The organism is Streptomyces sp. NPDC057616, from assembly GCF_042800575.1.
In the GTDB taxonomy this organism is placed as follows: domain Bacteria; phylum Actinomycetota; class Actinomycetes; order Streptomycetales; family Streptomycetaceae; genus Streptomyces.
The window spans coordinates 70,159-95,937 of record NZ_JBHVGU010000038.1 but is presented as its reverse complement, the minus strand read 5'-3'; the positions used below and the strand labels follow the sequence as shown (position 1 = coordinate 95,937).

The window sequence follows — 25,779 nt, the reverse complement described above, 5'->3', positions numbered from 1 at the left end:
GGGCTTGTCGGCGGTGCGGCCGATGGCGATGGCGATGCGGTCGACGGTGGACTTCCGCTTGTCGGCGAGGGGGCCGAGGATGGCGTTCTGGACGAAGTCGGGTCCGCCTTGGCCGAGGGTGGCGGCGAGGCGCTTGTCGGCCTCGTCGATCTGGGTGGTGAGCAGGGCGAGGTTGCGGTCGACCTCGGCCTGCGCGGAGGCGGGGATCGCGGGGAGCTGCGAGGCGACGTCCGGGCACGTGATCGTGCCGGGGGACGCGGCCAGGGTCCGGGCGCCGTTCCCGTCGCCCTTGGACGGCGTACCGGCGAGGGCGGTGCCGGCGATCACCGCGCCGGACAGCGCCACCGCGGCGGCGCCGCCGATGACCGCCACGCGACGCTTCTTGTACTTCGGAAGTGCCCTGGACATGCGGAGCCTCACTCGGGGTCTGGAGTGACGGGGGTGTCACTGCTGTGGCCGGTGCGTACAAACGCGGCGCCTGCGTTCTGCGTGAGGTACGAGAAAGCGGTTGCTCGCGTTCAAGCGCCCCCGCGTCGACCGCCGCAGGCCCCCGAATTGACGAATCATGCAGAGGTCTGCATACTCATGCATGTCAACGAATGCGGTATGACGTGACGTGGCCCGAGGCTCGCGCCTGACATCCCGGTCCGTGACCGGACCGACCTCCCTAGGAGCAACGCAAGTGAGCAGCAACAGCGGTGACGTTCGGCTCTGGGGCGGCCGTTTCGCCGACGGTCCCGCCGAGGCCCTGGCGAAGCTGTCCGCGTCCGTCCACTTCGACTGGCGGCTCGCGCCCTACGACATCGCCGGCTCCCGGGCCCACGCGCGCGTGCTGCACAAGGCGGGCCTGCTCACCGAGGACGAGCTCCAGCGCATGATCGCCGGCCTCGACCAGCTCGAGGCCGACGTCGCCGACGGCTCCTTCGTGGGCACCATCGCCGACGAGGACGTGCACACCGCCCTGGAGCGGGGCCTGCTGGAGCGCCTCGGCGCCGAGCTCGGCGGCAAGCTGCGGGCGGGCCGGTCCAGGAACGACCAGGTGGCGACCCTCTTCCGGATGTATCTGCGGGATCACGCCCGCACCATCGGCGGCCTGATCGCCGAGCTCCAGGACGCGCTGATCGGCCTCGCCGAGGCCCACCCGGACGTGGCGATGCCCGGCCGCACACACCTCCAGCACGCCCAGCCGGTGCTCTTCGCCCACCACGTCCTCGCGCACGTGCAGTCCCTGTCCCGGGACGCCGAGCGGCTGCGTCAGTGGGACGAGCGCACCGCCGTGTCGCCGTACGGCTCCGGCGCGCTCGCGGGCTCCTCGCTCGGCCTGGACCCGGAGGCGGTCGCCAAGGACCTCGGCTTCGAGCACGGCAGCTCCCCGAACTCCATCGACGGCACGGCCTCCCGCGACTTCGCCGCAGAGTTCGCCTTCGTCACCGCGATGATCGGCGTGAACCTCTCCCGGATCGCCGAGGAGGTCATCATCTGGAACACGAAGGAGTTCTCCTTCGTGACGCTGCACGACGCCTTCTCCACGGGCTCGTCGATCATGCCGCAGAAGAAGAACCCGGACATCGCCGAGCTGGCGCGGGGCAAGTCGGGCCGCCTCATCGGCAACCTGACCGGCCTGATGGCCACCCTCAAGGCCCTCCCGCTCGCGTACAACCGCGACCTCCAGGAGGACAAGGAGCCGGTCTTCGACTCCATCGACCAGCTGGAGGTGCTGCTCCCGGCCTTCACCGGCATGATGGCGACGCTCACCGTGCACCGCGAGCGCATGGAGGAACTGGCCCCGGCCGGCTTCTCCCTCGCCACCGACATCGCCGAGTGGCTGGTCAAGCAGGGCGTGCCCTTCCGTGTCGCCCACGAGGTCGCGGGCGAGTGCGTCAAGGCCGCCGAGGCCGAGGACAAGGAGCTGGCCGACCTGACGGACGACCAGTTCGCCAAGATCTCCGCCCATCTGACCCCCGAGGTGCGGTCGGTCCTCAACGTCCCGGGCGCGCTGGCCTCCCGCAACGGCCGGGGCGGCACGGCGCCGAGCGCGGTGGCGGTCCAACTGGCAGAGGTGAAGACGGACGTGGCGGCGCAGCACGCCTGGGCGACGGCCAAGAAGGCCTGAGCCGCACGGTCGTCACGGGGGGGCGCCCGAGCTGTTCGGCGCGCGCCCCGTTGTCGAAGGTCATCGCGGGTACGTTGGTCGCAAGCCGTACCGGACCCGACCCCACGGAGCCCGCGATGCCCTTCGCCCGACTGGCCACAGCGACCACCCCCACCTGCCACATCGGCCTCGGCCTCGCCGCGATCGGCCGCCCCGGTTACATCAACCTGGGCCGCACCGAAGACCTCGGAGAGGACCGCAGCGTCGAGGCGCTGCGCGCCCGCACCCACGAACTCCTCGACGCCGCCTACGTCCAGGGCGTCCGCTACTTCGACGTGGCCCGCTCCTACGGCCGCTCGGAGGAGTTCCTCGCCGACTGGCTCAACGCCCGGCCGAGCTTCGACGACATCGTCGTCGGCAGCAAGTGGGGCTACACCTACACCGCGGACTGGACCACGGACGCCGAGCGGCACGAGGTCAAGGACCACACCCTGCGGACGTACGAGCGCCAGCGCGCCGAGACGGCCGAACTGCTCGGCGACCGGCTGGACCTCTACCAGATCCACTCGGTGACCCCGGACAGCCCGGCCCTCACGGACAAGGAACTGCACGCCAGGCTCGCCGAGGCCGCGGCCCAGGGCACCACGGTCGGCTTCTCCACCAGCGGCCCGGCCCAGGCGGACGCCATCCGCGCGGCCCTCGCCGTGACGGTCGACGGCGAGCCCCTCTTCCGTACCGTCCAGTCGACGTACAACGTCCTGGAGACCTCGGCCGGGCCCGCCCTGGCCGAGGCGCACGACGCCGGGCTCACGGTGATCGTCAAGGAGGGCATGGCCAACGGCCGTCTCGCGGACGCCCACGCGCCCGACGCCCTGAAGGCCGTCGCCGCGCAGACGTCCCTCGGCTGTGACGCCGTGGCCCTCGCCCTGATCCTGCGCCGGCCGTGGGCCGGTGTCGTCCTGTCCGGTGCGGCCACGGTCAACCAGCTCTCCTCCAACCTGCACGCCGCGGTCGTGGACCTGGACGAGGACCAGCTGGCCGCCCTCGCCGCGCTGGTGGAGGAGCCGCAGGTGTACTGGGAGAAGCGCGCCGGTCTCCCCTGGAACTGACCGCGCCAGTCTGCCTAGGTACAAAAACGGCACAACCTACTCATCCGTGAGACACGAGTGCCCGTGATGAGACATCAGTGTCTCATCTGGGCTATGGTTGTCTCATGGCCGTCGACCGTGACCACGTACTCCGCACCGCCGCAGCCCTGCTGACCCGCAAGTCCACCGCGACGATGGACGAGGTCGCCAAGGCCGCGGGGATCAGCCGTGCCACCCTGCACCGTCAGTTCGCCGGCCGTGACGCGCTCGTACGGGCGCTGGAGTCGCTCGGCATCGCGGAGTGCGAGGCGGCGCTGGACGCGGCCCGTCCGGACGAGGGCCCGGCGGCCGACGCCGTGCGGCGCCTGGTCCAGGAGGTCGAGCCCTCCGCCGCGCTGCTCGCCTTCCTCTACACCGAGAACCAGCTGTTCGAGGGCGAGGAGCAGAACGCGGGCTGGACGCGCATCGACGACCGCATCGCGGACCTGTTCCGGCGCGGCCAGGCGGCCGGCGAGTTCCGTATCGACCTCAGCCCGGTCTGGCTCACCGAGGCGCTGTACGGCCTGCTGGGTTCCGGCGCCTGGGCGGTGGCGGAGGGCCGCGTGGCCCCCAAGGACTTCACCCACATGATCGTCGAGCTGCTGCTCGGCGGCGCACTGCGACAGCACACGGCACAGAGAGAGGAATCATGAGCAGCACCCTGCAGCGGGCGACCACGACCGAGGCGGTGAAGCGCCCGGGCCGCTGGCTCGCGCTGTCCGTCCTCGTGCTCGCCGTGCTGCTGGTGGCCGTCGACGCGACCGTCCTCGGTCTCGCGACCCCCTACATCAGCGAGGACCTGAGGCCCTCCGGCACCCAGCTCCTGTGGATCGGCGACGTCTACTCGTTCGTCATCGCCGGACTGCTCGTCACCATGGGCAGCCTCGGCGACCGCATCGGCCGCAAGCGGATCCTGCTCGGCGGTGCCACCGCGTTCGGCGCGATATCGGTCCTCAACGCCTATGCGTCGACGCCGGAGTCGATGATCCTGGCCCGCGCCCTGCTCGGAGTCGCGGGCGCGACCCTCATGCCCGCCACCCTCGCCCTGATCCGCAACCTCTTCCACGACCCGCGCGAGCGCAGCCTCGCGGTCGGCGTCTGGGGCGCGACGGCCTCCGCGGGCACGGCCGTCGGCCCGATCGTCGGCGGCTTCCTGCTGGAGCACTTCTGGTGGGGCTCGGTCTTCCTGATCAACCTGCCGGTGATGGCGGTCCTGGTCCTGGTCGGCATCCGGCTGCTGCCGGAGTCGAAGAACCCGAACCCAGGCCCGTGGGACCTGATCAGCGTCGTGCTGTCGCTGGTCGGCATGATCGCGGTCGTCTACGCGGTCAAGGAGGCCGCGACGCACGGCTTCTCGTGGGACGCGCTGGGCACGGGCGTGCTCGGCGGAGCGGCCCTGTACTGGTTCGTCCGCCGCCAGCTGACGCTCCGCGCACCGCTGCTGGACATGCGGCTGTTCCGCAACCGCGGCTTCAGCGGGGCCGTCCTGGCCGACCTGTTGACCATCCTCGGCCTGTCTGGCCTGGTGTTCTTCCTCTCCCAGTACCTGCAACTCGTCCAGGGCAGGCGCCCGTTCGAGGCGGGTCTGGCCGAACTGCCCGCGGCCGTCGGCGCGGTGGCGGCGGGCCTGGTCGCGGGGCGTGCCGCGCGCCGCTTCTCGGTCCGAGCGGTGGTCTCGGGCGGACTGGCGGCGGTGGGCCTGGCCCTGGCCGCCCTGACGCTGATCGACGAGTCGACGGGCTACCCGCTGCTCGGCGCGGCCCTGCTGGTCGTGGGAGTGGGCGCCGGCTTCTCCTTCACGGTGACGGCCGACGTCATCCTCTCCTCCGTACCGAAGGAGCAGGCGGGCGCCGCCTCGGCGGTGTCGGAGACGGCGTACGAACTCGGCGCCGCCCTCGGCATCGCGCTCCTCGGCACGATCGTCACCGGCGTCTACCGCGGATTCACGGCACCGGCGGGCACCCCGGCGGGAGCCCACGAGTCACTGGGCGGCGCGGTGGAGGCGGCGGCCGGGATGCCCGCCGGCACCGGCCAGGCGATGCTGACGTCGGCCCGCGCGGCCTTCGTCGACGGCCTGGGCATGGCGTCGGGGGTGGGCGCAGCGGTCCTGCTGGCGACGGCAGCGGCGGCCTGGTACCTGCTCCGCGGGCAGCGCCTTCAGGGGGCGGAGCCCCACCCGGCAGCGGACTGCTAAGCGGCCTTCGCCTTGGTCGCGTACATGTCCACGTACTCCTGCCCGGACAACTGCATGACCTCAGCCATCACGGAGTCGGTCACGGCCCGCAGGACGTAGCGATCCCGGTCCATGCCCTCGTACCGGGAGAACTCCATGGCCTCGCCGAAACGAACCGTCACCTTCGCCGGCCGGGGCAGCCCCGCACCACCCGGCTGGATCCGATCCGTGCCGATCATGGCGAACGGCACCACCGGCGCACCGGTCATCAGCGTCAGCCGCGCGATACCGGTGCGCCCCCGGTACAGCCGCCCGTCGGGCGACCGCGTGCCCTCGGGGTAGATGCCGAAGACCTTGCCCTCGTCCAGCACGCGGCGTCCGGTCATGAGCGCGGCCACGCCGCCCTTGCCGCCGTCGCGGTCGACCGGGATCATGCCGACGCCGGTGAAGAACCACGCCATCAGGCGGCCCTTGAGGCCCTCGCCGGTGACGTACTCGTCCTTGCCGATGAAGAAGACCTGACGGTCGCAGACCAGGGGCAGGATCATCGAGTCGATGAACGTCACGTGGTTGCCGGCCAGGATGACCGGACCGTCACCCGGAATGTGCTCGGCGCCCTCCACCTGTGGGCGGAACATCAGGCGCATGATCGGTCCGAGCACTGCCTTGATGAGCGCGAAGCGGGACAACAGGCCCTCCGGTGTCAAGGGATTCGATATGAGTCTGTGCAGGTGAGGACGATACTCGCGGTCCCCGGTCTCTTGCACATCGGGTTCACCCAGGTCTTACGTACTGTTGATGCGCGTTTACCTGGGGTGATCTCCCGGTGCCTGCCGGTAACGGGCCCGACATGATGTGACGGAGATCGCATACGCCCAGGTCAGGCACGTTCCCCTGGTTCTCGTGCGACATCTCGGGTCACCCGCGTGTTCCGGCCATGGTCTCCCTCGCGTCATGTCCACGCCCCTACGATCGGCGCGCATCGGCACAACCGACGAATCAGGGGAGGCGTTCATGGGATCGCAGGACGAGCAGACGGGTGGCACCGGGCGGCGTGCGCTCCTCGGCGCGGCGGTACTGGGCGCGGGCGGAGCCGTACTCGGCCTGTCCGGTACGGCGAGAGCGGCCGACGCCGGCCGGTCCGGCGGCGGGCTGAACAGCCTGCCCAGGCCGACGATCATCGGTCACCGCGGAGCCAGCGGCTATCGCCCGGAGCACACCTTCGGGTCCTACGAACTCGCCCTCGACCTCGGCGCGGACATCGTCGAGGCCGGCGACCTGTGCCCCACCAGGGACGGTCATCTGGTCTGCCGGCACGAGCCGGAGATCGGCGGCACCACGAACGTCGCCGACCACCCCGAGTTCGCCGGCCGCAAGACGACCAAGGTGCTGGACGGTGTCGCCACCACCGGCTGGTTCACCGAGGACTTCACGCTGGCCGAGCTGAAGACGCTGCGCGCGATCGAGCGCATTCCGGCCAACCGCCCGCACAACACGCTCTACAACGGCCGCTGGGAGATCCCCACCTTCGAGGAAGTCCTCAGGTGGCAGGACGAGCAGACCCGCAAGCGCGGCAAGCAGGTCTTCATCTATCCGGAGACCAAGCACCCCACCTACTTCCGCAAGCTGGGCCTGGGCCTGGAGGAGCGGGTCGCCAAGCTGCTGCGCAAGCACGGCAAGGACCGCCGGAACTCGCCGGTCGTCCTGCAGTCCTTCGAGCCGACCAGCATCCAGCGGCTGAACACGCTCGTGGACAACCCGCTCGTCGTCCTGCTGTCCGCCGCGGACAGCCGGCCCTGGGACTTCGTCGAGACGGGCGACCCGCGCACCGTCGCGGACCTGATCACCCCCAAGGGCCTGCGGGAGATCGCGGGTTACGCGCAGGGCATCGGCCCCACCCTCGACCTCGTCATCACGAAGAACGCCGACGGCAGCCTCGGCAGGCGCACCACGCTCGTCGCGGACGCGCACAAGGTCGGGCTGATCCTGCACCCGTACACGATGCGCAACGAGAACCCGTTCCTGCCCGCGGAGTTCCGCAAGGGCAGCGACCCCGACGGGTACGGCGACGCCTTCGGCGCCTTCAGGACGTACTTCGCGACCGGCATCGACGGCGTCTTCACCGACAACGCGGACACCGGCGTGCTGGCCCGCGAGGACTTCGTCAACGGCTGAGCCGGGAACCCCGGTTGGGGTGATTCGCCGTCCGCCCGGGCAACCCGCCGCCCGGGCGGCCGCGTCGTGTCGCACATGACGCACGACCTCGTCACCACCCTGCGCCCGCTGCTCACCGCCGAGGCCTCCGCGGAGGCGCACGCCTCCGGAGCCGAGCCGGGCGACCTGGAACAGGCGGTCTGGCTCCGCCTCCTGGAGCACCTCGAGGCCGACGGCCCGCCGCGCGACCCGCACGGCTGGCTGCGCAGCGCCGTCCGCTCCGAGGCCCGCCGCAGCCGCCGTACGACCCACTTCGAGCGGCCGTACGCCGGCGAGCCGGTCGACGACCCCGACCGCGAACCCGAGCACCTGGCCCTCGCGGCCGCCCGCCGGCGCGCCCTGCGCGCCGCGGTCCGCCGGCTGCCCGGCCGCTGCCCGAGGCTGCTGGAGGCGCTGCTGTCCCCGAAGGACCTGACATACCGGGAAATCGCGGGGGAGTTGGGTATCTCACAGGGAAGTCTCGGCCCGGAACGTTCCAGATGCCTGGGTTGTCTCCGTCGTTTGCTCACACCGGAGGTTGCGGCGCACGAACCGTGGGGATAGGAGTGTTTACGACCGGCGATCAGGTGAGCGGGAGGCGTGCGCACATGGGCATGAGCGTGACCATCTCGGTGGCGACCGAGCAGGATGCGGAGCAGATCTTCAAGCTCCAGTACCTGTGCTTCCAGAGCGAGGCGGCGCTGTACGGCAACTACCGCATCGACCCGCTCGTGCAGAGCCTCGACTCGCTCCGCCAGGAGGTGGTCGCGGACTGCGTCTACGTCGCCCGGCTCGGCGAGGAGGTCGTCGGCTCGGTGCGCGGCCGGGTCACCGAGGACGGCTCCGCCTCCATCGGCAAGCTCTGCGTCCACCCCCGCCTGCAGGGCCACGGCATCGGCGCGCGGCTGCTGCGCGCGGCCGAGTCGGCGCTCGCGGAGGAGCGCGGCGCGAAGCTCTTCCGCCTGCACACCGGCCACCGCAGCGAGGGCAACCTGCGTCTGTACCGCAAGGTGGGCTACGAGGCGGTGGGCACGTCGCAGGGCAACGACGGCGTGCCCATGATCGTCCTGGAGAAGACGGCGGGGACGTACGCGGCTACGGCGTGACCGGCCGGCGCGACCGGCGCAGCCAGTACAGGGCCGACAGCGGCAGCAGGACGGGGATGAAGACGTACCCCATGCCGTAGTCGGACCAGACCGTCGCGTCCGGGAAGGCCGACGGTTCGACCAGCGTCCAGGTCCCGACGATCAGCACGCCCGCGAGCTCGGCGGCGCAGCACACCTGTGCCGCCTTGCGGGCCGTCTCGCCGCCGCGCACCAGGGTGTACGTGATGAAGCCGTAGACGACGCCGGCCACCGCGGACAGCGAGTAGGCGAGCGGCGCCCGGTCGAAGTCCGTCGCGATCTGGTAGACGGAGCGCGACACGGCCCCGACGACCATCACGCCGTAGAACCAGACCAGCAGCATGCCCGGCCCGCTGATCAGACGGGTCCTCGCCGGCTTCTGCTTCTCCTCGGTCACGGCCACCTCAGCCTCCCCAGATGTCATAGAGCCGCACCTCGAGCACGGCGAGCACCACACCGCCCGCGGCGACCGTCACGGAGCCCCAACGGGTGCGCTCCGCCAGCGACATGAACCCCGCGGCCGGCACGCACGCGAAGGCGCCCAGCAGATACGCCACGAAGATCGTCGTGCCCTGATCCGGCTTCTCGCCCCGCGCCAGCCGGACGATCCCGATCACCAGCTGCACGAGGGCCAGCACCGACACCACGGCCATGCCGATGAAGTGCCAGTCCTTGGTCGGCTGGTCGCGGTAGGCGGCCCAGCCGCACCAGACGGCGAGCAGCAGCGCGGCGACGCCGGTCACCAGCGTCAGGACATCAAACATGCCGTGACTTTATTACGGCGTAAATGGCCCGATGCCGTCGCCCCCGCCCTGCACCGTAGGGTCGGGAGCATGAAGATCCACGCACAAGCCCTCCTGTTCGACAACGACGGCACCCTCGTCTCCTCCCTCGACTCCGTCCACCGCTGCTGGACCCGCTGGGCCGAGGAGTACGGCATCACCGCCGATGAGTTCGCCCGCGTCGAGCTGCACGGACGGCCCGCCGTGGAGATAGCCGCCGACCTGCTGCCCGCCCACGTGGTGCCCGAGGCCGTCGCGCGCGTCGAGCAGCTGGAGGTGGAGGACGTGCCGAACGACGGCGTCCACCTGCTGCCCGGCACCCGGGCCCTCCTGGACGCGCTGCCCGCCGACCGCTGGGCCGTCGTCACCTCCGCCACCCGGCGCCTGGCCGAGGCCCGGCTCGCCGCCGTCGGCATCCTGCCCAAGATGCTGGTCGCCGCCGACGACATCACCCGCGGCAAGCCCGACCCCGAGCCCTACCTCCTCGCCGCCCGCGCCCTCGGCGTCGACCCGGCCCGCTGCGTCGTCTTCGAGGACGCGCCGGCGGGTCTCACGGCCGGCCGCGCCGCCGGCATGACCACCGTGGCCTTGGCCACAACGCACCAGGCCCACGAACTGGACGCCGACCTGGTGGTCGACGACCTCTCGGCCCTGTCCGCGCTGGTCACCGACGGGGGAGTGGAGATCTCCGTCCGCCGCTGACGGGTGTCCGCCGCTGTCCACGATGCGGACGGCGGCGGCCGGTAAGGACCGTAGGTCTGGTTTACTGATCGCATGACCACGACGAGCTGCCGCACGCTTGCGACCGAGGCGACCATGACGCCCGGTGCTCGTTGTATGTGTCGAATGTGCGCCTTCTAGAGGGCCCCTGCACCAACCCCCCGAGCCTCGCGCCCCGAAGCGAGCCGCCGTGGCATGTCCGTAGGCCGTGTGCCGTACGCGATCCAGATGCCCCGCGCACATCCTCTCTCCGTACCCGGGCACACCCACGCCCGCGTACTCGACAGTGACGGAAACCCCAGTGATCACCACATCGGGCCTGACCAAGGTCTACCGCTCGCGCGGCCGTGAGGTCACCGCCCTCGACGGCGTCGATCTGCACGTCCGCGAAGGGGAGGTGTACGGCGTCATCGGCCAGTCCGGCGCCGGCAAGTCCTCGCTCATCCGCTGCGTCAACCTGCTGGAGCGGCCCACCGCCGGCACGGTGACCGTCGCCGGGCAGGACCTCACCGCCCTCGCGGGGCGCGGGCCCCGCGCCGGCCGGGAGCTGCGCCGGGCGCGCAGCCGTATCGGCATGGTCTTCCAGCACTTCAACCTGCTGGCCTCGCGCACGGTCCAGGACAACGTCGAGCTGCCGCTGGAGATCCTCGGCACCTCCGGCCGGGAGCGCTCGCGCAAGGCGCTGGAGCTGCTGGACCTCGTCGGCCTCGCCGACCAGGCGAAGGCCTACCCCGCCCAGCTCTCCGGCGGCCAGAAGCAGCGCGTCGGCATAGCCCGCGCGCTGGCCGGCGACCCCAAGGTGCTGCTCTCCGACGAGGCCACCAGCGCCCTCGACCCGGAGACCACCCGCTCGATCCTCCAGCTGCTGCGCGACCTGAACCGGCAGCTGGGCCTGACCGTCCTGCTCATCACGCACGAGATGGACGTCGTGAAGTCGATCTGCGACTCGGCGGCGCTGATGGAGAACGGCCGCATCGTCGAGTCCGGCACCGTGAGCGAACTGCTCGCCACCCCCGGCTCCGAACTGGCCGGTGCGCTCTTCCCGGTCGGCGGCGAGGCCACCGGGGCGGACCGCACGGTCGTCGACGTCACCTTCCAGGGCGAGGCCGCGACCCAGCCCGTCATCTCGCAGCTCTCGCGCACCTACAACATCGACATATCGATCCTCGGCGCCGCCATCGACACCGTCGGCGGACTCCAGGTCGGCCGGATGCGCATCGAACTGCCCGGCCGCTACGAGGACAACGTCGTGCCGATCGGCTTCCTGCGCGAGCAGGGGCTGCAGATCGATGTCGTGGGCGCTTCGGACGAGCAGCCCCTGCTGGTGAAGGAGGGCGCCAAGTGAGTTGGTCGGAGATGCAGCCGCTGCTGTCCCAGGCGTGTTGGGACACCCTCTACATGGTCGGCTGGTCCACGCTGATCGCCGTCGTCGGCGGGCTCCCGCTCGGCATCCTGCTCGTCCTCACGGACCGCGGCGGGATGCTGCAGAACGTCCTCGCCAACAAGGTCATCGGGCAGGTCGTGAACATCGCCCGCTCGATGCCGTTCATCATCCTCATGGTCGCGCTCATGGGCTTCACGCGCTCGATCACCGGGACGACCATCGGCCGCGAGGCCGCCATCGTGCCGCTCGCCATCGGCGCGATCCCCTTCTTCGCGCGCCTGGTCGAGACGGCTGTCCGCGAAGTGGACGGCGGGCTGGTCGAGGCCGTGCAGTCGATGGGCGGCAACACCTGGACGATCGTGCGCAAGGTCCTGGTGCCCGAGGCCCTGCCCTCGCTGATCGCCAGCACCACGACGACGATCGTGGCCCTCATCGGCTACTCCGCGATGGCCGGCACGGTCGGCGCCGGCGGACTCGGCGACATCGCCATCCGCTACGGCTACCAGCGCTTCGAGACCGAGCTGATGTGGATCACCGTGGCGATCCTCGCCGTCGTCATCTCGCTCATCCAGTTCGCCGGCGACTTCGCGGCGCGCTCGCTGCACCGGCGCGGCGGGCACTCCGGCGTGGCGCCCAGGCTCCGCCTGCTCAAGCCCAAGGAGCCCGCGGCAGCCGGCGTCGGCAAGGCCGCGTAACCCCTTCACAGACTCCCCGCACCACCCACCGCGGGGCCGCTCCATCCTTAAGGAAAGGCACTTTTCGTGCGTAACACCGCAAAGCTCACCACCGCCGTCCTCGCCGCCGGAGCCCTCACCTTCGGGCTCACCGCCTGCGGCTCCGGCTCCGAATCCACCGCGAGCTCCGCCGACTACAGCGGCCCGCTGGTCGTCGCCGCGAGCCCCACCCCGCACGCCGAGATCCTGAACTTCGTCAAGAAGAACCTGGCGAAGAAGGCGGGTCTCGACCTGGAGGTCAAGGAGTTCCAGGACTACATCGTCCCGAACACCGCGACCGAGGACGGCTCGGTGGACGCCAACTACTTCCAGAACCAGCCGTACCTCGACGACTTCAACAAGAAGCGCGGCACCCACATCGTGCCCGTCGTCACGGTCCACCTGGAGCCGCTCGGCCTCTACTCCCACAAGGTCAAGAAGGCCGACGAGCTGAAGAGCGGTGCGACGGTCGCGGTCCCGAACGACGCGGTCAACGAGGCGCGCGCCCTGAAGCTGCTCGCCGCGAACGGCCTCATCACACTCAAGGCCGGCGCGGGCACCGAGGCGACCCCGCAGGACATCGCCAAGAACCCCAGGAACCTCAAGTTCAAGGAGGTCGAGGCGGCCCAGACCGCGCGCTCCCTGGACGACGTGGACGCCGCGGTCGTCAACGGCAACTACGCCATCTCCGCCGGGATCAAGCCCGCCAAGGACGCCCTCGTCCTGGAGTCCGCGAAGAACAGCCCCTACGGCAACTTCCTCGCGGTGAAGAAGGGCAACGAGAAGGACCCGCGGGTGAAGAAGCTCGCCAAGCTCCTCACCTCGCCCGAGGTCAAGAAGTTCATCGAGGACAAGTACCAGGGTTCGGTCATCCCGTCCTTCTGAGGCGTATCACCACGCACGGGGTTTACTCGCTCACCGCGAGTGGACCCCGTCGTGCGGTTCAGTGGTTTCATGCTGCATGCTGGGCAGTTCAGCAGGCCCTGAAGGTTTTCCGAAGGTTACGGAGCGGCGCATGACTAGCACCTTCCCCAACATCTCCATCAGCACGGAGCGGTTGGTGCTGCGGCCCCTCGACGAGGACGACGTGCCCGCACTGGCCGAGATGATGAACGACGAGCAGGTCGGCGCCTGGACGGACGTCCCCCAGCCCTACACCGAGGACCGGGCCCGCACCTGGATCCTCGACCACGCGCCCGCGGAGCGCGTCGCCGGCCGCGGACTCGACTTCGCGGTCGCCGAGTTCCTCACCCAGCGCCTGGTCGGCGTCGTCCAGCTCGCCAAGACCGACTGGCATGTCCGGTCCACCGAGATGTCGTACATCGTGGCACCCTGGGCGCGCGGCGAGGGCTACGCCTCGGAGGCGGCGCTCGCCACCGCCCAATGGCTGCTCGGCGACCAGAAGTTCGAGCGCATCGAACTGCGCACGGCGGCCGACAACACCGCCTCCCAGCAGGTCGCGCAGAAGATCGGCTGCATCAGCGAGGGCGTCCTGCGGGGCGCCTGCATAGCGCACGTCCGCGCCGACGACGGCACCTGGAGCGACGTACGCACCGACTACATCGTCTGGAGTCTGCTGCCCGAGGATCTCGACGGCGCCGGCGAGCAACTCGCCGACCCCGGGGGTTTCACGACCTTCCCCGACTGGAACTGAACGAAGACCGATCAGGAGCGGACGGGTACACCGCCGGACGTCCCCGCCGGCTTCACCAGGTACCCTCACCAAGCCCGCCCGGGCCGCCTCCGACGACCTGCGCAGACCCCCTGGAGACTGACGACGATGGCCGACCGCGTCACCGTGATCGGCTGGGACGGCTCGCCGCTGACCGCCGCCGCCCGCTCGGCTCTGGGCGCCGCCACACTCGTGGCCGGCGCCGCCCATCACCTGGCGCTTCCCGAGGTGCCGGCGAACGCCGAGCGCATCCGCCTCGGCAGCGTCGCCCTCGCCGCCCGCCGGATCACCGGGCACCGCGGCACCGCGGTGGTGCTGGCCGACGGCGACCCCGCGTTCTTCGGTGTCGTGCGGACGCTGCGTGCACCCGAGTTCGGCCTCGAGGTCGAAGTGGTCCCCGCCGTCTCCTCCGTGGCCGCGGCGTTCGCGCGAGCCGGGATGCCCTGGGACGACGCCCTGGTGGTGGTCGCACATCGCCGCACCCTGCGACGCGCGGTGAATGTGTGCCGCGCCCACACCAAGGTCGCCGTCCTCACCTCACCCGGTGCCGGACCCGCCGAACTCGGCCTGCTCATGGAGGGCGTCCACCGCACCTTCGTCATCTGCGAGGAACTCGGCACCGAACGCGAACAGGTCACCGTCGTCACCTCCGACAAGGCCGCCGACCACACCTGGCGCGACCCGAACGTCGTCATCGTGGTCGGCGGCACGGCCCCCGTCGCGGACGGCCCCGACTGGATCGCCGGCCGCGACCCGAGCGCCGGACCGCGCGGCTGGACCCTGTCCGCCGAGTCCTACGGCGGTCTCATGGGCGAAGGCGAGCTGGAGCCGCTGCGCGCGGCCCAACTCGCCCGGCTCGGCCCGCGCGTGGGCGACCTCCTGTGGGACATCGGCTGCGGCAGCGGCGCCTTCGCCACGGAGGCCGCACGGGCGGGCGCCGGCGTCATCGCCGTCGACAGCGACCCGCGAGCCTGCGAGCGCACCGAGTCCAACGCCCGCACGTTCGGGGTCCAGCTCCAGGTCGTCCAGGGCGAGGCCCCGCACGTCCTGGAGAACCTCCCCGAGCCCGACGTGGTCCGCGTCGGCGGTGGGGGAGCGGCCGTGGTCTCCGCCGTCGCCGACCGCCGTCCGCAGCGCATCGTCACGCACGCCGCGACCCGCGACGAGGCCGAACTGATCGGCCGGGACCTGACGGAGCACGGCTACGAGGTCGAGTGCGCGCTGCTGCAGTCCGTCGAACTCGACACCCGCGCCTGGACGGAGAAGGAGCGGAGCGTGGCGTTCCTGCTCGGCGGGGTGCTACCGGAGCGCACAACGTGAACCCGGGCGCCGTCCCAGTGATCCTGTTTTCCGCCCTACCGGTGATCCTGTAGTCGTATCGCTCGCGGTAGGCTGGCCGACCGTTGCACCGCACCGGGTGGCCCGCTTTTCGTTCGCCAATGTCCGGAAAACGCGCCCCTTTTGGGGCGGGTGTGGTACGGCAGAACCGGAGGACGCGCAACGTGGCGCAGTCCACAGCGGACCGTCACGGATCAAGCTGTCGTGACGGCGGAACGACCGGGACAATGCCACTGAATGGCTTTGTCGCCTTTTCCGGGCGGGTCGTTCGTGCCGCTGGGCACGGACGCTCGTTCTTCACTGCGGGGGCGGTCGGTGCGCCGTTCCCGAAGAGCTGGACCGACAAGCACTAACCGATGGGCGAGGGGTACGCATGACCGACACCGGCCAGGTCCCGGGCGAAGGACTGCCGGAGAGCGCAGGCACGGTGGAGCAGCCGGGCGTCCCCCCGCACGGCGCGTACACCTACCTCTCCGAGACGACCGCGGAGGACGACGACCTTCTGCTGCTGCCGGGCGCGCAGAGCCCGTGGGGCAACGAGGTCGCCCCGCCCGCCCCGGAGCCGGTCGTGGAGACCGTGCACGAGCCCGGCGCCCACGAGGCCGGCGGCCGCGACAGCGGCTCGGTGGACCTGAACGGCGTCCGCCTGCCCAACCCGGCGCCGCCGACGGCGCGCCGCCCGCTGCACCTCGGCCCGCCGATCCCCGACGCGTCGGCCAGCCCGGTCCGCTCGCTCGCCGACCGCGGTCCCGCGGGCGCGCCCGTGCGCCCGTCCGGCCCGCCGACGACCGGTCCCGAGTACTTCGAGGCACCCCAGCTGCGCGAGACGGCACCGCAGGGCGGAGCGCCCTGGGGCGCCCCGGCCCAGGCCGCGGTGCAGGTACCGGTGAGCGCGCAGGCACCGGCTGCCGAAACGGTTGTTCCGGCGGCGCAGACCCCGGAGCCCGAACTCGCCCACGGCGCGCAGGCGGTACCCGGCCACGCGGGCGTGCCCGAGCCGCAGGCGACCCCCGCAGCGGGCGTGGCCCACGGCCCGGAGGCGGCCCACGCCGTCGCGGCGGCGTACACCCCGGAGTCCGGGCAGATCCCGGTGGGCGTGTCCGCCGCGGAAGCCGGACAGCAGGTCGGTCAGGCTGGTCAGGCCGGGCAGGTCGGCGGGCTCCCCGCGGGCGACGTGCCGATGGACGGTGGGCTCGCGGCCGCGGGCGGGCTTCCCGTGGACGGCGGACTCGTGGCCGCGGGTGGACTGCCGGTGGACGGTGGCGTCGTCGCCGGTGGCCTGCCCGCCGAGAACGGTCATGCGGCTCCAGGAATGATCCCCGCGGAGAACGCGCACGGTTCTTCCGGTGAGTTCGTCGGATTCCCGGCGGACGGCGGGCAGCCGCCCGCGCCCGAGGCACAGATGCCCGGGAGCGAACCCGCCGCCCAGGGCGCGTCCGTGGCGCAGGCGGACGGAGCCGACGGCGCGGACCAGGGTCTCGCCCCTGTACCCGCCCCGGAGGCCGGACCCGCTCCCGAGGGCGTGGCGGCCCATGACGGCGCAGCTCTGCAGGACGCCACCCCCGCTCACGGAACGGTCCCGGTGCCCGAGGCCGTCCCGGCCCCTGAGGCGGCGTACGCCGAGGGTGTCGCGCCCCTCGCCGAGGCCGGTGCTCCGGTCGCCGAGCCGGACGCGGCCGCCCCGGTCGCGGTGGCGCCCGAAGGCGCGCGGTTCGCGCAGCCCGGGCTGCCGGAGAACGAGCAGCTGCCCGGGACGCTCACGCCCGAGCCCGCCCAACTCCCGCACGCCGTCGCGCCGGAGGCCACACCTCTGCCGCACACCCTCGCGCCCGAGGCCGCGCAGGCCCCCGAGACGGTGGCCCCCGCCGCCGGTCAGGCCGTCGACGCCGGTCCGGTCCCCGACGCCGGTCACGCCGCAGAGGGCGCCCCTCTCGACACAGCCCCGCCCGCGCTCGCCGAGCCCGTACCGCCCGCGGAGACCGAACAGGTCGCGCAGGCCGCGCCCGCCCCGCTCGCGGACCCGTCCACGGACCTCTCCATGGCCCCCTCCGCGAACCTCCCCGCCGACCAGCCCGCCGCCCCGGCCGTGGACGCAACTGCCGCGCCCGGTCCCGCGCTTGAGGACCAGGTCCCGTCCGTGCCGGAAGCGGACGCGCCGTCGACCGCCGGTACACCGCCCTTGAACGCGCTGGACCAGGCCCTCGCCGCGCTCCCCGCGCAACCGGCCCCGGAGGCGACCGCCCCGGCCGACGCCGGCGTCCCGGCGGAGCAGCCGCGCCTCGCCGAGGCCGAGGCCGATGCACCGGCGGAGGCTCCGGCCGCGCAGACCGACGCCGCCGCCGGTCCGGACACCCTCCAGCCGCCGGTCGTGGCCGAGCCCACCGGACAGTTCGTGCCGGTCGACGGCACCGTGCCGACCACCCCGCACCTCGCCCCGACCCCGCCGCACGCCCTGATCCTTCCCGTGGAGGACGGGCAGGCGCCGGAGCCGGTCGCCGTGGTCCCGGCTCCGCGCGAGGCCGACTCCGGACTCGTACAGAACGCCGAGGACCTGGACACCAGGGCCGCAGACCAGGAGGAGGAGGGCACGGCCGCCGTGGCAGAGGAACCGCAGTCCACCGGCCCGGCCGCGCCCGCCTACGACGACGCCGAGCGCGAGGCCGTGCTGAAGGTCATGCGCGAGCGCCGCGACATCCGCAACGGCTTCCGCAGCGACCCGATCCCGCACGAGGTGCTGCTGCGCGTCCTGGAGGCCGCGCACACCGCCCCGTCCGTCGGCCACTCCCAGCCCTGGGACTTCGTCGTCATCCGCTCCGCCGACACCCGGCGCAGCATGCACGAACTGGCCATGCGCCAGCGCGACGCGTACGCCAAGTCCCTGCCCAAGGGCCGCGCGAAGCAGTTCAAGGAACTGAAGATCGAGGCCATCCTCGACACCCCGGTGAACATCGTCGTCACCGCCGACCCGACGCGCGGCGGCCGCCACACCCTCGGCCGGCACACCCAGCCGCAGATGGCGCCCTACTCCGCCGCGCTCGCCGTCGAGAACCTCTGGCTCGCCGCCCGCGCCGAGGGCCTGGGCGTCGGCTGGGTCAGCTTCTTCGACGAGCGGGAGATGGTCCGCTCCCTCGGCCTGCCCGAGCACCTCGAGGTCATCGCCTACCTGTGCGTGGGATACGTCGACGAGTTCCCTGACGAGCCCGAGCTGATGCAGGCCGGCTGGTCCAAGCGCCGCCCGCTGTCGTGGGTGGTCCACGAGGAGACGTACGGCCGCCGCGCTCTGCCCGGCGAGGAGCCGCACGACCTGCTCGCCGAGACCGTCGCCCAGATCCGCCCGCTGGACGCCAAGGCGCTCGGCGAGGCCTGGGAGCGGCAGAAGCGCATGACCAAGCCGGCCGGCGCGCTCGGCATGCTGGAGATCATCTCCGCGCAGCTGTCCGGGCTCTCGCGGCAGTGCCCGCCGCCGATCCCGGAGCCCGCGGCCGTCGCGATCTTCGCCGGCGACCACGGCGTGCACGCCCAGGGCGTCACCCCCTGGCCGCAGGAGGTGACGGCCCAGATGGTCGCCAACTTCCTCGGCGGCGGCGCGGTCTGCAACGCGTTCGCCGGTCAGGTGGGCGCCGAGGTCTGCGTCGTGGACGTCGGCGTCGCCACCGACCTCCCGGCCACCCCCGGCCTGCTGCCCCGCAAGGTCCGCGCGGGCACCTCCGACATGACCACCGGTCCCGCGATGACCCGCGAGGAGGCCAAGCAGGCCATCGAGGTCGGCATCGAGACGGCCCGCGACCTGGTGGCGGCCGGCAACAAGGCGCTGCTGACGGGCGAGATGGGCATCGCCAACACCACCGCGTCCGCCGCGCTGATCTCGGTGTTCACGGACACCGACCCGGCCGAGGTGACCGGCCGCGGCACCGGCATCAACGACGAGACGCTGGCCCGCAAGACCGAGGTCGTGCGCCGCGCCATCGAGGTCCACCAGCCGGACCCGGCCGACCCCATCGGCGTGCTGGCCGCTATCGGTGGCTTCGAGCACGCCGCGATGGTCGGCCTGCTCCTCGGCGGCGCCTCCCTGCGCACGCCGGTGATCCTGGACGGCGTCAGCGCCGGCGCCGCCGCGCTGGTGGCCCGCGCGATCGCCCCCGAGGTCCTGGCGGCCTGCATCGCCGGCCACCGCAGCGCAGAGCCCGGCCATGTGGCGGCGCTGAACAAGCTGGGCCTGCGCCCGCTGGTCGACCTCGACCTCCGCCTCGGCGAGGGCACGGGCGCGCTCCTCGCCCTGCCGCTGGTGCAGAGCACGGCACGGGCCATGCACGAGGTGGCGACGTTCGACTCGGCGGGCGTCACCGAGAAGTAGTCCCGGACCGGGGCGGGAAACGCACCCCTGCGTGCACCCCGCCCCGGCCGTACGCTGAACCCACCTCTAAAATCCGCACGTCAGGGCTGCTCCAGCGCCGTAGCGCCCATCGCACAGCCAGGACGAGGAGCCGCACCTCATGGCCGAACACCCCGCCTATCCCGTAGGCCTCCGCCTGACCGGCCGCAAAGTGGTCGTCCTCGGCGGCGGCCAGGTCGCCCAGCGCCGGCTCCCGGCCCTGATCGCGGCGGGCGCGGACGTCCTCCTCGTCTCTCCCGAGGCCACCCCGTCGGTCGAGGCGATGGCGGACGCCGGCGAGTTCACCTGGCTGCGGCGCCCGTACGCCGACGGCGACCTGGCGGACGCCTGGTACGCCCTGATCGCCACCAGCGACCACGAGGCCAACACCGCCGCCTCCGCGGAGGCCGAGCGCCACCGCGTCTGGTGCGTGCGCTCCGACGACGCCGACGCGGCCACCGCCTGGACCCCGGCCACCGGCACCAGCGAGGGCGTGACGATCGCCGTCCTCACCAGCCGCGCCCGAGGCCGCGACCCCCGCCACACCGCCGCCATCCGCGACGCGGTCGTCGAGGGCCTGCGCGACGGCAGCCTGGTCGCCCCGCACCACCGCACCCGCACCCCGGGCGTCGCCCTCGTCGGCGGCGGCCCCGGCGACCCGGACCTGATCACGGTCCGCGGCCGCCGGCTGCTCGCCGAGGCCGACGTGGTCATCACCGACCACCTGGGCCCCCGCGACCTGCTGGCCGAACTGCCCGCGAGCGTCGAGGTCATCGACGCGGCGAAGCTGCCCTACGGCCGCTTCATGGCCCAGGAGGCCATCAACAACGCCCTGATCGAGCACGCCAAGCAGGGGAAGTCGGTGGTCCGGCTGAAGGGCGGCGACCCCTTCGTCTACGGCCGCGGGATGGAGGAGGTCCAGGCGCTCGCCGAGGCCGGCATCCCCTGCACCGTCGTGCCGGGCATCTCCAGCTCCATCTCGGTGCCGGGCGCGGCCGGCATCCCGGTCACCCACCGGGGCGTGGCGCACGAGTTCACGGTGGTCAGCGGGCACATCGCCCCCGACGACGAGCGCTCCCTGGTCGACTGGCCGTCGCTCGCCAAGCTGACCGGCACCCTCGTCATCCTCATGGGCGTCGGCACGATCGGGAAGGTCGCCGAGACCCTCGTCGCGCACGGCAAGTCCCCGGACACCCCGGTCGCCGCGGTCCAGGAGGGCACGACGGCCGGCCAGCGCCGGGTCGACGCGACGCTCGCCACGATCGCCGAGGCGGTGCGCACCCACGAGGTGAAGGCCCCGTCGGTCATCGTCATCGGCGAGGTCGTCGGCGTGGGCCCGCGCCCCGTCGAGTAACCCCGGGTAACCCAACCCGGTTCCAGCCGTTGGCACCACACCCAGGACAAGGCAGTATCACCCTGTGGCCGATCTCATCACCGTCGAGGATCCCGACGACCCGCGCCTGCGTGACTACACGGGCCTGACCGACGTCGAGTTGCGCCGCAAGCGCGAACCCGCCGAGGGCCTGTTCATCGCGGAGGGCGAGAAGGTCATCCGCCGCGCCAAGGGCGCCGGGTACGAGATGCGCTCGATGCTGCTGTCCGCGAAGTGGGTCGACGTCATGCGCGACGTCATCGACGAGCTCCCGGCCCCGGTGTACGCGGTCAGCCCGGAGCTCGCCGAGCAGGTCACCGGCTACCACGTGCACCGCGGCGCGCTCGCCTCCATGCAGCGCAAGCCGCTGCCGACGGCGGCCGAACTCCTGCAGACGACCCGCCGGGTCGTGGTCATGGAGTCGGTCAACGACCACACCAACATCGGCGCGATCTTCCGCTCCGCCGCCGCCCTCGGCATGGACGCGGTCCTTCTCTCCCCGGACTGCGCCGACCCGCTCTACCGCCGCAGCGTCAAGGTCTCGATGGGCGCCGTCTTCTCCGTGCCGTACGCCCGTCTCGACTCCTGGCCCAGAAGCCTGGAGTCGGTCCGCGAGGCGGGCTTCTCCCTCCTCGCGCTCACCCCGGACGAGAAGGCGAAGTCGCTCGACGAGGCCGCCCCGCACAAGATGGACCGGGTCGCGCTGATGCTGGGCGCGGAGGGCGACGGACTGTCCACCCAGGCCCTGGTCGCCGCCGACGAGTGGGTCCGCATCCCGATGTCCCACGGCGTGGACTCCCTGAACGTGGGCGCGGCCGCCGCCGTGGCCTTCTACGCGGTGGCCACCGGCCGCCCCGAGGCGCTGTAGCGGCCCGGGTGGAGCAGCGCGAGGCGATCGTCGCGGTACTGCGCCGGGCCGGCCGGGTGCTGGCGATCCGGCGTGGTCCGAGCGTCTTGCGCCCCGGTTACTGGCAGCCCCTCAGCGGCAAGGTCGAACCGGGGGAGACCCAGGAAGAGGCCGTGGTGCGCGAGGTCTTCGAGGAGGTGGGCCTCACCGTCTGCGCGGGCGCCAAGGTCTGGGAGTCGGAGACCGACGACGGCCTCTTCCGCCTCCACTGGTGGACGGCGGACGCGGACCGTGGCGAGGTGGTGCCCGACCCCGTCGAGGTGGCCGAGGCCCGCTGGGTCACGCCGGAGGAGTTCCTGGCCCTGGACCCGGTCTTCGAGGGCGATCGGGAGTTCTTCGAACGGATCCTGCCGAGCCTGTGACGCCGTAAGGCGCCGTCCGGCTACTCCGCCAGGGCTCCCGGCTCCACACGCTGCTGATGGTGCTGCTCCCGTACGACCCCGCGGTCACCGCCGAGTCCCCGCGACGGCCCCTGGCAGCCCTGGGCCGCGGCGATGGCCAGCGCCACGAGCAGCGTCACGACGACGAACACGAAGAGCCGCTGCCGCAGCAGCCGCGGATTGGCGGGACGCCGCCCCGTCCCCGTGGTCCTGGGCCCCGGCCGGCCGGTACCGCTGCGCGGCGCGGGCCGGCTGCCGGTCGCCGGCCGGTTCGGGTTCCGCGAGGAGGGCGTGGGCCGGGAGCCCGAGCGCTGGGACGCCGGGCCGCCGCGCGGAGCGCCGCCGCGGGAGGGAGCGGCCCCGCCCCGCGCGGGCGAGGGCCCGCGCGAACCGGTCGACGTGCCCCGGGACGGCGGACCGCCCTGCGTGCCCTGCGGGCGGCGGTGCTCGCGCTGCGGCTCCGGGTAGGTGTCGGCGAGCCGTCCCGTGGGCCGGTCCGCCTCACCGGCGCGCGGCGCGGGCGGACGCGGGTCGGCCGGCCCCTGCGTCTCGCGGGCGGCGATCTCCTTGAGCCGCAGCGACAGCTGGAGCGTGCTGGGCCGCTCCTCGGGGTCCTTGGCGAGACAGGCGCGCAGCAGCGGGGCCAGCGCGTCCGGCACGCCGTGCAGCTGCGCCTCCTCGTGGACGACGCGGTACAGCATCACCTCGGAACTGCCGTGCCCGAAGGGCGAGTCGGCCATGGCGGCGTACGCCAGCGTCGCACCGAGCGAGAAGACGTCCGTGGCGGGCGTGACGGCGGCCCCGCGCACCTGCTCCGGCGCGAGGAAGCCCGGCGAGCCGACGGCCGTGCCGACGTGCGTGAGCGTGGAGGCCCCGGTGGCCCAGGCGATGCCGAAGTCGATGATCCGCGGCCCCTTCGGGGACAGCAGGATGTTGGACGGCTTCAGATCCCGGTGCACGACCCCCGCCTCGTGCACGGCGACGAGCCCCTCGGACAGGGCGGCGCCCACGGCCGCGACGTCGGCCGCGCCGAGCGGCCCCCCGTCGGCCACCTTGTCGTGCAGCGAGGGCCCGGGCACGTACTGCGTGGCGAACCACGGCCGGTCCGCCTCCAGGTCGGCGGCGACGAGCCGCGCCGTGCATCCACCCCTGATCCGCCGGGCCGCCGAGACCTCACGTGCGAACCGCGACCGAAACTCCTGGTCCTCCGCCAGATCCGGCCGGATGACCTTCAGTGCGACACGCTGCCCCTTCTTGTCGGAGCCCAGGTAGACGACGCCCATCCCGCCCGCGCCGAGCCGCCTGTGAAGCCTGAACGAGCCGACGACGCGCGGGTCCTCGCGCCTCAGGCGCATCATCGCCATGTTCATCCCCGCTGCCCGGTCCGTGTGACGTGGCACAGCTTACGTTTCCACGGCCGCCCGCGCGCAGAGGCCGCGCCCTCTCGGCCCGGCGGATTGTCAGTGCCGGGTGCGAAAATTGAAGGGTGGTCAGGGAGCGCCTGAACTGGGGGACTTTGCCCCTGTCATGATCCCAACCACCCACCGACGAAGGGGGATTGAACCCGTGAAGGGTGATCGCGTGGAGATAGTGGTGGACGCGGGGGACACGACCCGCACGTACGAGGTGGTGGCGAGCAGAGCGGGCCGCAGGGTGGAGACGGCGGTGCGCCGGGGCGTCGTGGAAGTGAGCGAAGTCACCCGCAGTGGCTCCGTCGTCCGTACGGCCCGGTTCATGGCGAACCGGGTCCTCGCCCTGGTCGAGCAGCCCATCCCCAGGGAGGACAGCTCGGAAAAGGCGGGGCACACCGGGCGCCCCCTCCGGGAAGACCCTGAGACCTAGGTCCACGTCTCCACCCAGGGGAGTACACAGCAGGTCATTGCTCATCCTCGGGGAGGCCCGGCAATCGGTACGAGGGCATGACGTGCGGCAAGGCCCGGACGCCTAGATTTGAGGTCAAGCGGCGGGTGCAGCACTCGTCCCCCGAGGTCAGACACCCGCCGCTGCCAACGACAACCGAGATCGGTCAGGAGAGGGACCATGGCCCACACGGCACCGCGGACGCTGATCCGCACCGAGGAGCGCTTCGCGTTCCGCCGTCGCACGGGCCGCCGCCACCCGCTGGTGGCGACCCTCATGGTCCTCCCCCTGGCGGCCCTGCTCTTCTTCGTCTTCGACGGCTGGGAGACAGTGGCCACACAAGCGTCGTCCGTGGGCGTGATGCTGGGGCGCTGAGCGGCGACCCCAGGCCCGGAAGAGCGGTCCGGGCGGGGACATCCACCCATGAAACCCCGTGGGGACGGGGGTGCGGCGGACGGCAAAAATGCCGGTGCAGCTGGGGAGCTGCGCCGGCATTGCCGTGTCCGCATCCGTTTTCCCTCCGTGCGGAGCCCCACTCCGCGGACCCCGCTTCCTCACCGCGCCGCGCGCCGTACCCTCGCGGGAGACCCCGTACCGCCCCCAGGGAGCCCCGTGTCCACACCCCCCTTGCTCTCGGACCTCAGCGCCAGAGCCAAGGCCGCAGCACACGCGCGCACCACCGACTGCCCCTGCGGGGGGACCACCCTCGCCCACCGCCCGGACGCCACCGTCGTCCGCCACGCGGACACCGTCGCCAAGGCCCACGCCCCCGGCACGGACCTCTCCCGTCTCGTCCCGCGCCTCACCACGGCCACCCGCCTCCCGGGCATCCTCCTGCCCCCGCTCGGCCCGGCCCCCGTCGAGCTGGACCCGCACGGCCGCCTCGTCACGTTCTGGCCCTACGGCGCCCCTGTGGACCCCGACGCCCCGGACGCCGCCCCCTGGGAGCCCGCGGCCACCCTCCTCGCCCGCCTGCACCGCACCCCGGCGCCGGTCCCCCTGCCCCCGATGCGGGGTCCGGCCAAGGCTGCCCGGGCCATCGAGCGGCTCAGCACGGCGGCTGCCGACCACCCCGGCACGCCCCCGGTCCTGCGCGCCTGGTCCACGCTCCCCGCGTGGGCGCGCGGGGAGGCCCCCATGCCGGACACCACCACCCTCTGCCACGGCGACCTCCACCTCGGCCAGCTCGTCCGCCATCCCGCTCCCGACGGCCCCTGGCTGCTCATCGACGTCGACGACCTCGGCACCGGCGTCCCGGCCTGGGACCTGGCCCGCCCTGCCGCCTGGTACGCCTGCGGCCTCCTCGAGCCCGAGGCATGGGCCCGCTTCCTCGCCGCCTACCGCGCGGCCGGCGGCCCGGCCGTCCCCGCCGACGGCGACCCCTGGCCCGCCCTGGACGTCCCGGCCCGTGCCCTCACCGTGCAGACGGCCGCCCGCGCCGTCGCCAAGGCGGTGACGGAGGACCGTTCCCTCGACGAGGTCGAAGTGTCCGTGATCGACGCATGTGCCCGAATGGCCTCCCTCCTACCGGAGTTGAGTCCGGCTCGTGCGAAGTAAGGTGCAACCGACC

General features: G+C 72.5%; 25 protein-coding genes. 20 read left to right on the top strand and 5 right to left on the bottom strand.

The genetic code is table 11. From position 1 onward, the window contains the following. Nucleotides 1-408, bottom strand: a 408-nt coding sequence (locus tag ACFU97_RS36490; protein WP_384265061.1) for a hypothetical protein, incomplete at its 3' end; no start/stop codon positions are given. Between the two features lie 274 nt (nucleotides 409-682). On the opposite strand from ACFU97_RS36490, the gene argH reads away from it, so the two are divergent. The 4 genes from argH to ACFU97_RS36470 all read left to right on the top strand — a co-directional run bounded on the left by argH (nucleotide 683) and on the right by ACFU97_RS36470 (nucleotide 5,413). After that, a complete protein-coding gene (gene argH, locus ACFU97_RS36485; protein WP_384265059.1) occupies nucleotides 683-2,113 on the top strand; it encodes an argininosuccinate lyase in 1,431 nt (476 codons plus the stop codon). 116 nt (nucleotides 2,114-2,229) lie between these two features. Continuing rightward, entirely contained in the window at nucleotides 2,230-3,201 is a 972-nt protein-coding gene (locus ACFU97_RS36480) for an aldo/keto reductase (protein ID WP_384265058.1), read from the top strand. 104 nt (nucleotides 3,202-3,305) lie between these two features. After that, on the top strand, nucleotides 3,306-3,872 hold the full coding sequence (locus ACFU97_RS36475) for a TetR/AcrR family transcriptional regulator (protein WP_384265057.1): 567 nt from the start codon (nucleotides 3,306-3,308) through the stop codon (nucleotides 3,870-3,872). Next, nucleotides 3,869-5,413: an MFS transporter gene (locus ACFU97_RS36470; RefSeq protein ID WP_384265056.1), complete on the top strand. Its 1,545-nt coding sequence runs from the start codon at nucleotides 3,869-3,871 to the stop codon at nucleotides 5,411-5,413. The genes ACFU97_RS36475 and ACFU97_RS36470 overlap by 4 nt, the downstream gene beginning before the upstream one ends. Here the strand turns inward: ACFU97_RS36470 and ACFU97_RS36465 are convergent. Continuing rightward, nucleotides 5,410-6,081 carry a lysophospholipid acyltransferase family protein gene (locus ACFU97_RS36465; protein ID WP_384265055.1) on the bottom strand — a complete coding sequence of 224 codons (672 nt, stop codon included), beginning with the start codon at nucleotides 6,079-6,081 and terminating at the stop codon, nucleotides 5,410-5,412. The two genes, ACFU97_RS36470 and ACFU97_RS36465, sit on opposite strands and share 4 nt — an antisense overlap. 325 nt (nucleotides 6,082-6,406) lie before the next feature. Here ACFU97_RS36465 and ACFU97_RS36460 point away from each other — a divergent pair, with 325 nt between their 5' ends. The 3 genes from ACFU97_RS36460 (at nucleotide 6,407) to ACFU97_RS36450 (ending at nucleotide 8,691) form a co-directional block, all read left to right on the top strand. Continuing rightward, nucleotides 6,407-7,567: a glycerophosphodiester phosphodiesterase gene (locus ACFU97_RS36460; protein WP_384265054.1), complete on the top strand. Its 1,161-nt coding sequence runs from the start codon at nucleotides 6,407-6,409 to the stop codon at nucleotides 7,565-7,567. 75 nt (nucleotides 7,568-7,642) lie between these two features. Next, nucleotides 7,643-8,149, top strand: coding sequence for an RNA polymerase sigma factor (locus ACFU97_RS36455; RefSeq protein WP_384265052.1), 507 nt, complete (start codon nucleotides 7,643-7,645; stop codon nucleotides 8,147-8,149). Nucleotides 8,150-8,193: 44 nt separating this feature from the next. Further along, entirely contained in the window at nucleotides 8,194-8,691 is a 498-nt protein-coding gene (locus ACFU97_RS36450) for a GNAT family N-acetyltransferase (protein ID WP_384265050.1), read from the top strand. Here the strand turns inward: ACFU97_RS36450 and ACFU97_RS36445 are convergent. Together ACFU97_RS36445 and ACFU97_RS36440 are read right to left on the bottom strand one after the other, a co-directional pair. Further along, entirely contained in the window at nucleotides 8,681-9,133 is a 453-nt protein-coding gene (locus ACFU97_RS36445) for a hypothetical protein (protein WP_384265049.1), read from the bottom strand. The two genes, ACFU97_RS36450 and ACFU97_RS36445, sit on opposite strands and share 11 nt — an antisense overlap. Further along, the gene (locus ACFU97_RS36440; RefSeq protein ID WP_384265048.1) at nucleotides 9,114-9,473 is read right to left on the bottom strand and encodes a hypothetical protein; all 360 of its coding nucleotides are present in this window, start codon (nucleotides 9,471-9,473) and stop codon (nucleotides 9,114-9,116) included. The genes ACFU97_RS36445 and ACFU97_RS36440 overlap by 20 nt, the downstream gene beginning before the upstream one ends. A gap of 69 nt (nucleotides 9,474-9,542) precedes the next feature. On the opposite strand from ACFU97_RS36440, the gene ACFU97_RS36435 reads away from it, so the two are divergent. The 10 genes from ACFU97_RS36435 to ACFU97_RS36390 all read left to right on the top strand — a co-directional run bounded on the left by ACFU97_RS36435 (nucleotide 9,543) and on the right by ACFU97_RS36390 (nucleotide 22,331). After that, nucleotides 9,543-10,193, top strand: a complete 651-nt coding sequence (locus ACFU97_RS36435) for an HAD family hydrolase (RefSeq protein ID WP_384265047.1) — start codon at nucleotides 9,543-9,545, stop codon at nucleotides 10,191-10,193. Between the two features lie 319 nt (nucleotides 10,194-10,512). Further along, complete coding sequence (locus ACFU97_RS36430) at nucleotides 10,513-11,556, top strand: methionine ABC transporter ATP-binding protein (protein WP_384265045.1); 1,044 nt, start codon at nucleotides 10,513-10,515, stop codon at nucleotides 11,554-11,556. Then, the gene (locus ACFU97_RS36425) at nucleotides 11,553-12,290 is read left to right on the top strand and encodes a methionine ABC transporter permease (protein ID WP_384265044.1); all 738 of its coding nucleotides are present in this window, start codon (nucleotides 11,553-11,555) and stop codon (nucleotides 12,288-12,290) included. The genes ACFU97_RS36430 and ACFU97_RS36425 overlap by 4 nt, the downstream gene beginning before the upstream one ends. 66 nt (nucleotides 12,291-12,356) lie before the next feature. Then, the gene (locus ACFU97_RS36420) at nucleotides 12,357-13,193 is read left to right on the top strand and encodes a MetQ/NlpA family ABC transporter substrate-binding protein (RefSeq protein WP_384265043.1); all 837 of its coding nucleotides are present in this window, start codon (nucleotides 12,357-12,359) and stop codon (nucleotides 13,191-13,193) included. A gap of 130 nt (nucleotides 13,194-13,323) precedes the next feature. After that, a complete protein-coding gene (locus ACFU97_RS36415) occupies nucleotides 13,324-13,962 on the top strand; it encodes a GNAT family N-acetyltransferase (protein WP_384265042.1) in 639 nt (212 codons plus the stop codon). A 126-nt stretch (nucleotides 13,963-14,088) separates the two neighbouring features. Next, nucleotides 14,089-15,300 carry a precorrin-6y C5,15-methyltransferase (decarboxylating) subunit CbiE gene (gene cbiE, locus ACFU97_RS36410; RefSeq protein ID WP_384265041.1) on the top strand — a complete coding sequence of 404 codons (1,212 nt, stop codon included), beginning with the start codon at nucleotides 14,089-14,091 and terminating at the stop codon, nucleotides 15,298-15,300. Between the two features lie 391 nt (nucleotides 15,301-15,691). Then, a complete protein-coding gene (gene cobT / locus ACFU97_RS36405) occupies nucleotides 15,692-19,672 on the top strand; it encodes a nicotinate-nucleotide--dimethylbenzimidazole phosphoribosyltransferase (RefSeq protein ID WP_384265040.1) in 3,981 nt (1,326 codons plus the stop codon). A 139-nt stretch (nucleotides 19,673-19,811) separates the two neighbouring features. Continuing rightward, entirely contained in the window at nucleotides 19,812-21,044 is a 1,233-nt protein-coding gene (gene cobA / locus ACFU97_RS36400; protein WP_384265038.1) for a uroporphyrinogen-III C-methyltransferase, read from the top strand. A 64-nt stretch (nucleotides 21,045-21,108) separates the two neighbouring features. Next, entirely contained in the window at nucleotides 21,109-21,930 is an 822-nt protein-coding gene (locus ACFU97_RS36395; RefSeq protein ID WP_384265037.1) for a TrmH family RNA methyltransferase, read from the top strand. An 8-nt stretch (nucleotides 21,931-21,938) separates the two neighbouring features. Beyond that, a complete protein-coding gene (locus tag ACFU97_RS36390; RefSeq protein ID WP_384265036.1) occupies nucleotides 21,939-22,331 on the top strand; it encodes an NUDIX domain-containing protein in 393 nt (130 codons plus the stop codon). Nucleotides 22,332-22,351: 20 nt separating this feature from the next. On the opposite strand, the gene ACFU97_RS36385 is transcribed toward ACFU97_RS36390, so the two are convergent. Continuing rightward, nucleotides 22,352-23,719, bottom strand: coding sequence for a protein kinase (locus ACFU97_RS36385; RefSeq protein WP_384265067.1), 1,368 nt, complete (start codon nucleotides 23,717-23,719; stop codon nucleotides 22,352-22,354). A gap of 196 nt (nucleotides 23,720-23,915) precedes the next feature. Here ACFU97_RS36385 and ACFU97_RS36380 point away from each other — a divergent pair, with 196 nt between their 5' ends. The 3 genes from ACFU97_RS36380 to ACFU97_RS36370 all read left to right on the top strand — a co-directional run bounded on the left by ACFU97_RS36380 (nucleotide 23,916) and on the right by ACFU97_RS36370 (nucleotide 25,766). Next, nucleotides 23,916-24,191 carry a hypothetical protein gene (locus ACFU97_RS36380; RefSeq protein ID WP_123963928.1) on the top strand — a complete coding sequence of 92 codons (276 nt, stop codon included), beginning with the start codon at nucleotides 23,916-23,918 and terminating at the stop codon, nucleotides 24,189-24,191. Between the two features lie 198 nt (nucleotides 24,192-24,389). Continuing rightward, nucleotides 24,390-24,584 (top strand): hypothetical protein, encoded by a 195-nt coding sequence (locus ACFU97_RS36375; RefSeq protein ID WP_384265034.1) that lies wholly within the window; start codon nucleotides 24,390-24,392, stop codon nucleotides 24,582-24,584. Between the two features lie 237 nt (nucleotides 24,585-24,821). Next, nucleotides 24,822-25,766, top strand: coding sequence for a phosphotransferase family protein (locus ACFU97_RS36370; protein WP_384265033.1), 945 nt, complete (start codon nucleotides 24,822-24,824; stop codon nucleotides 25,764-25,766). Nucleotides 25,767-25,779: the final 13 nt, after the last annotated feature.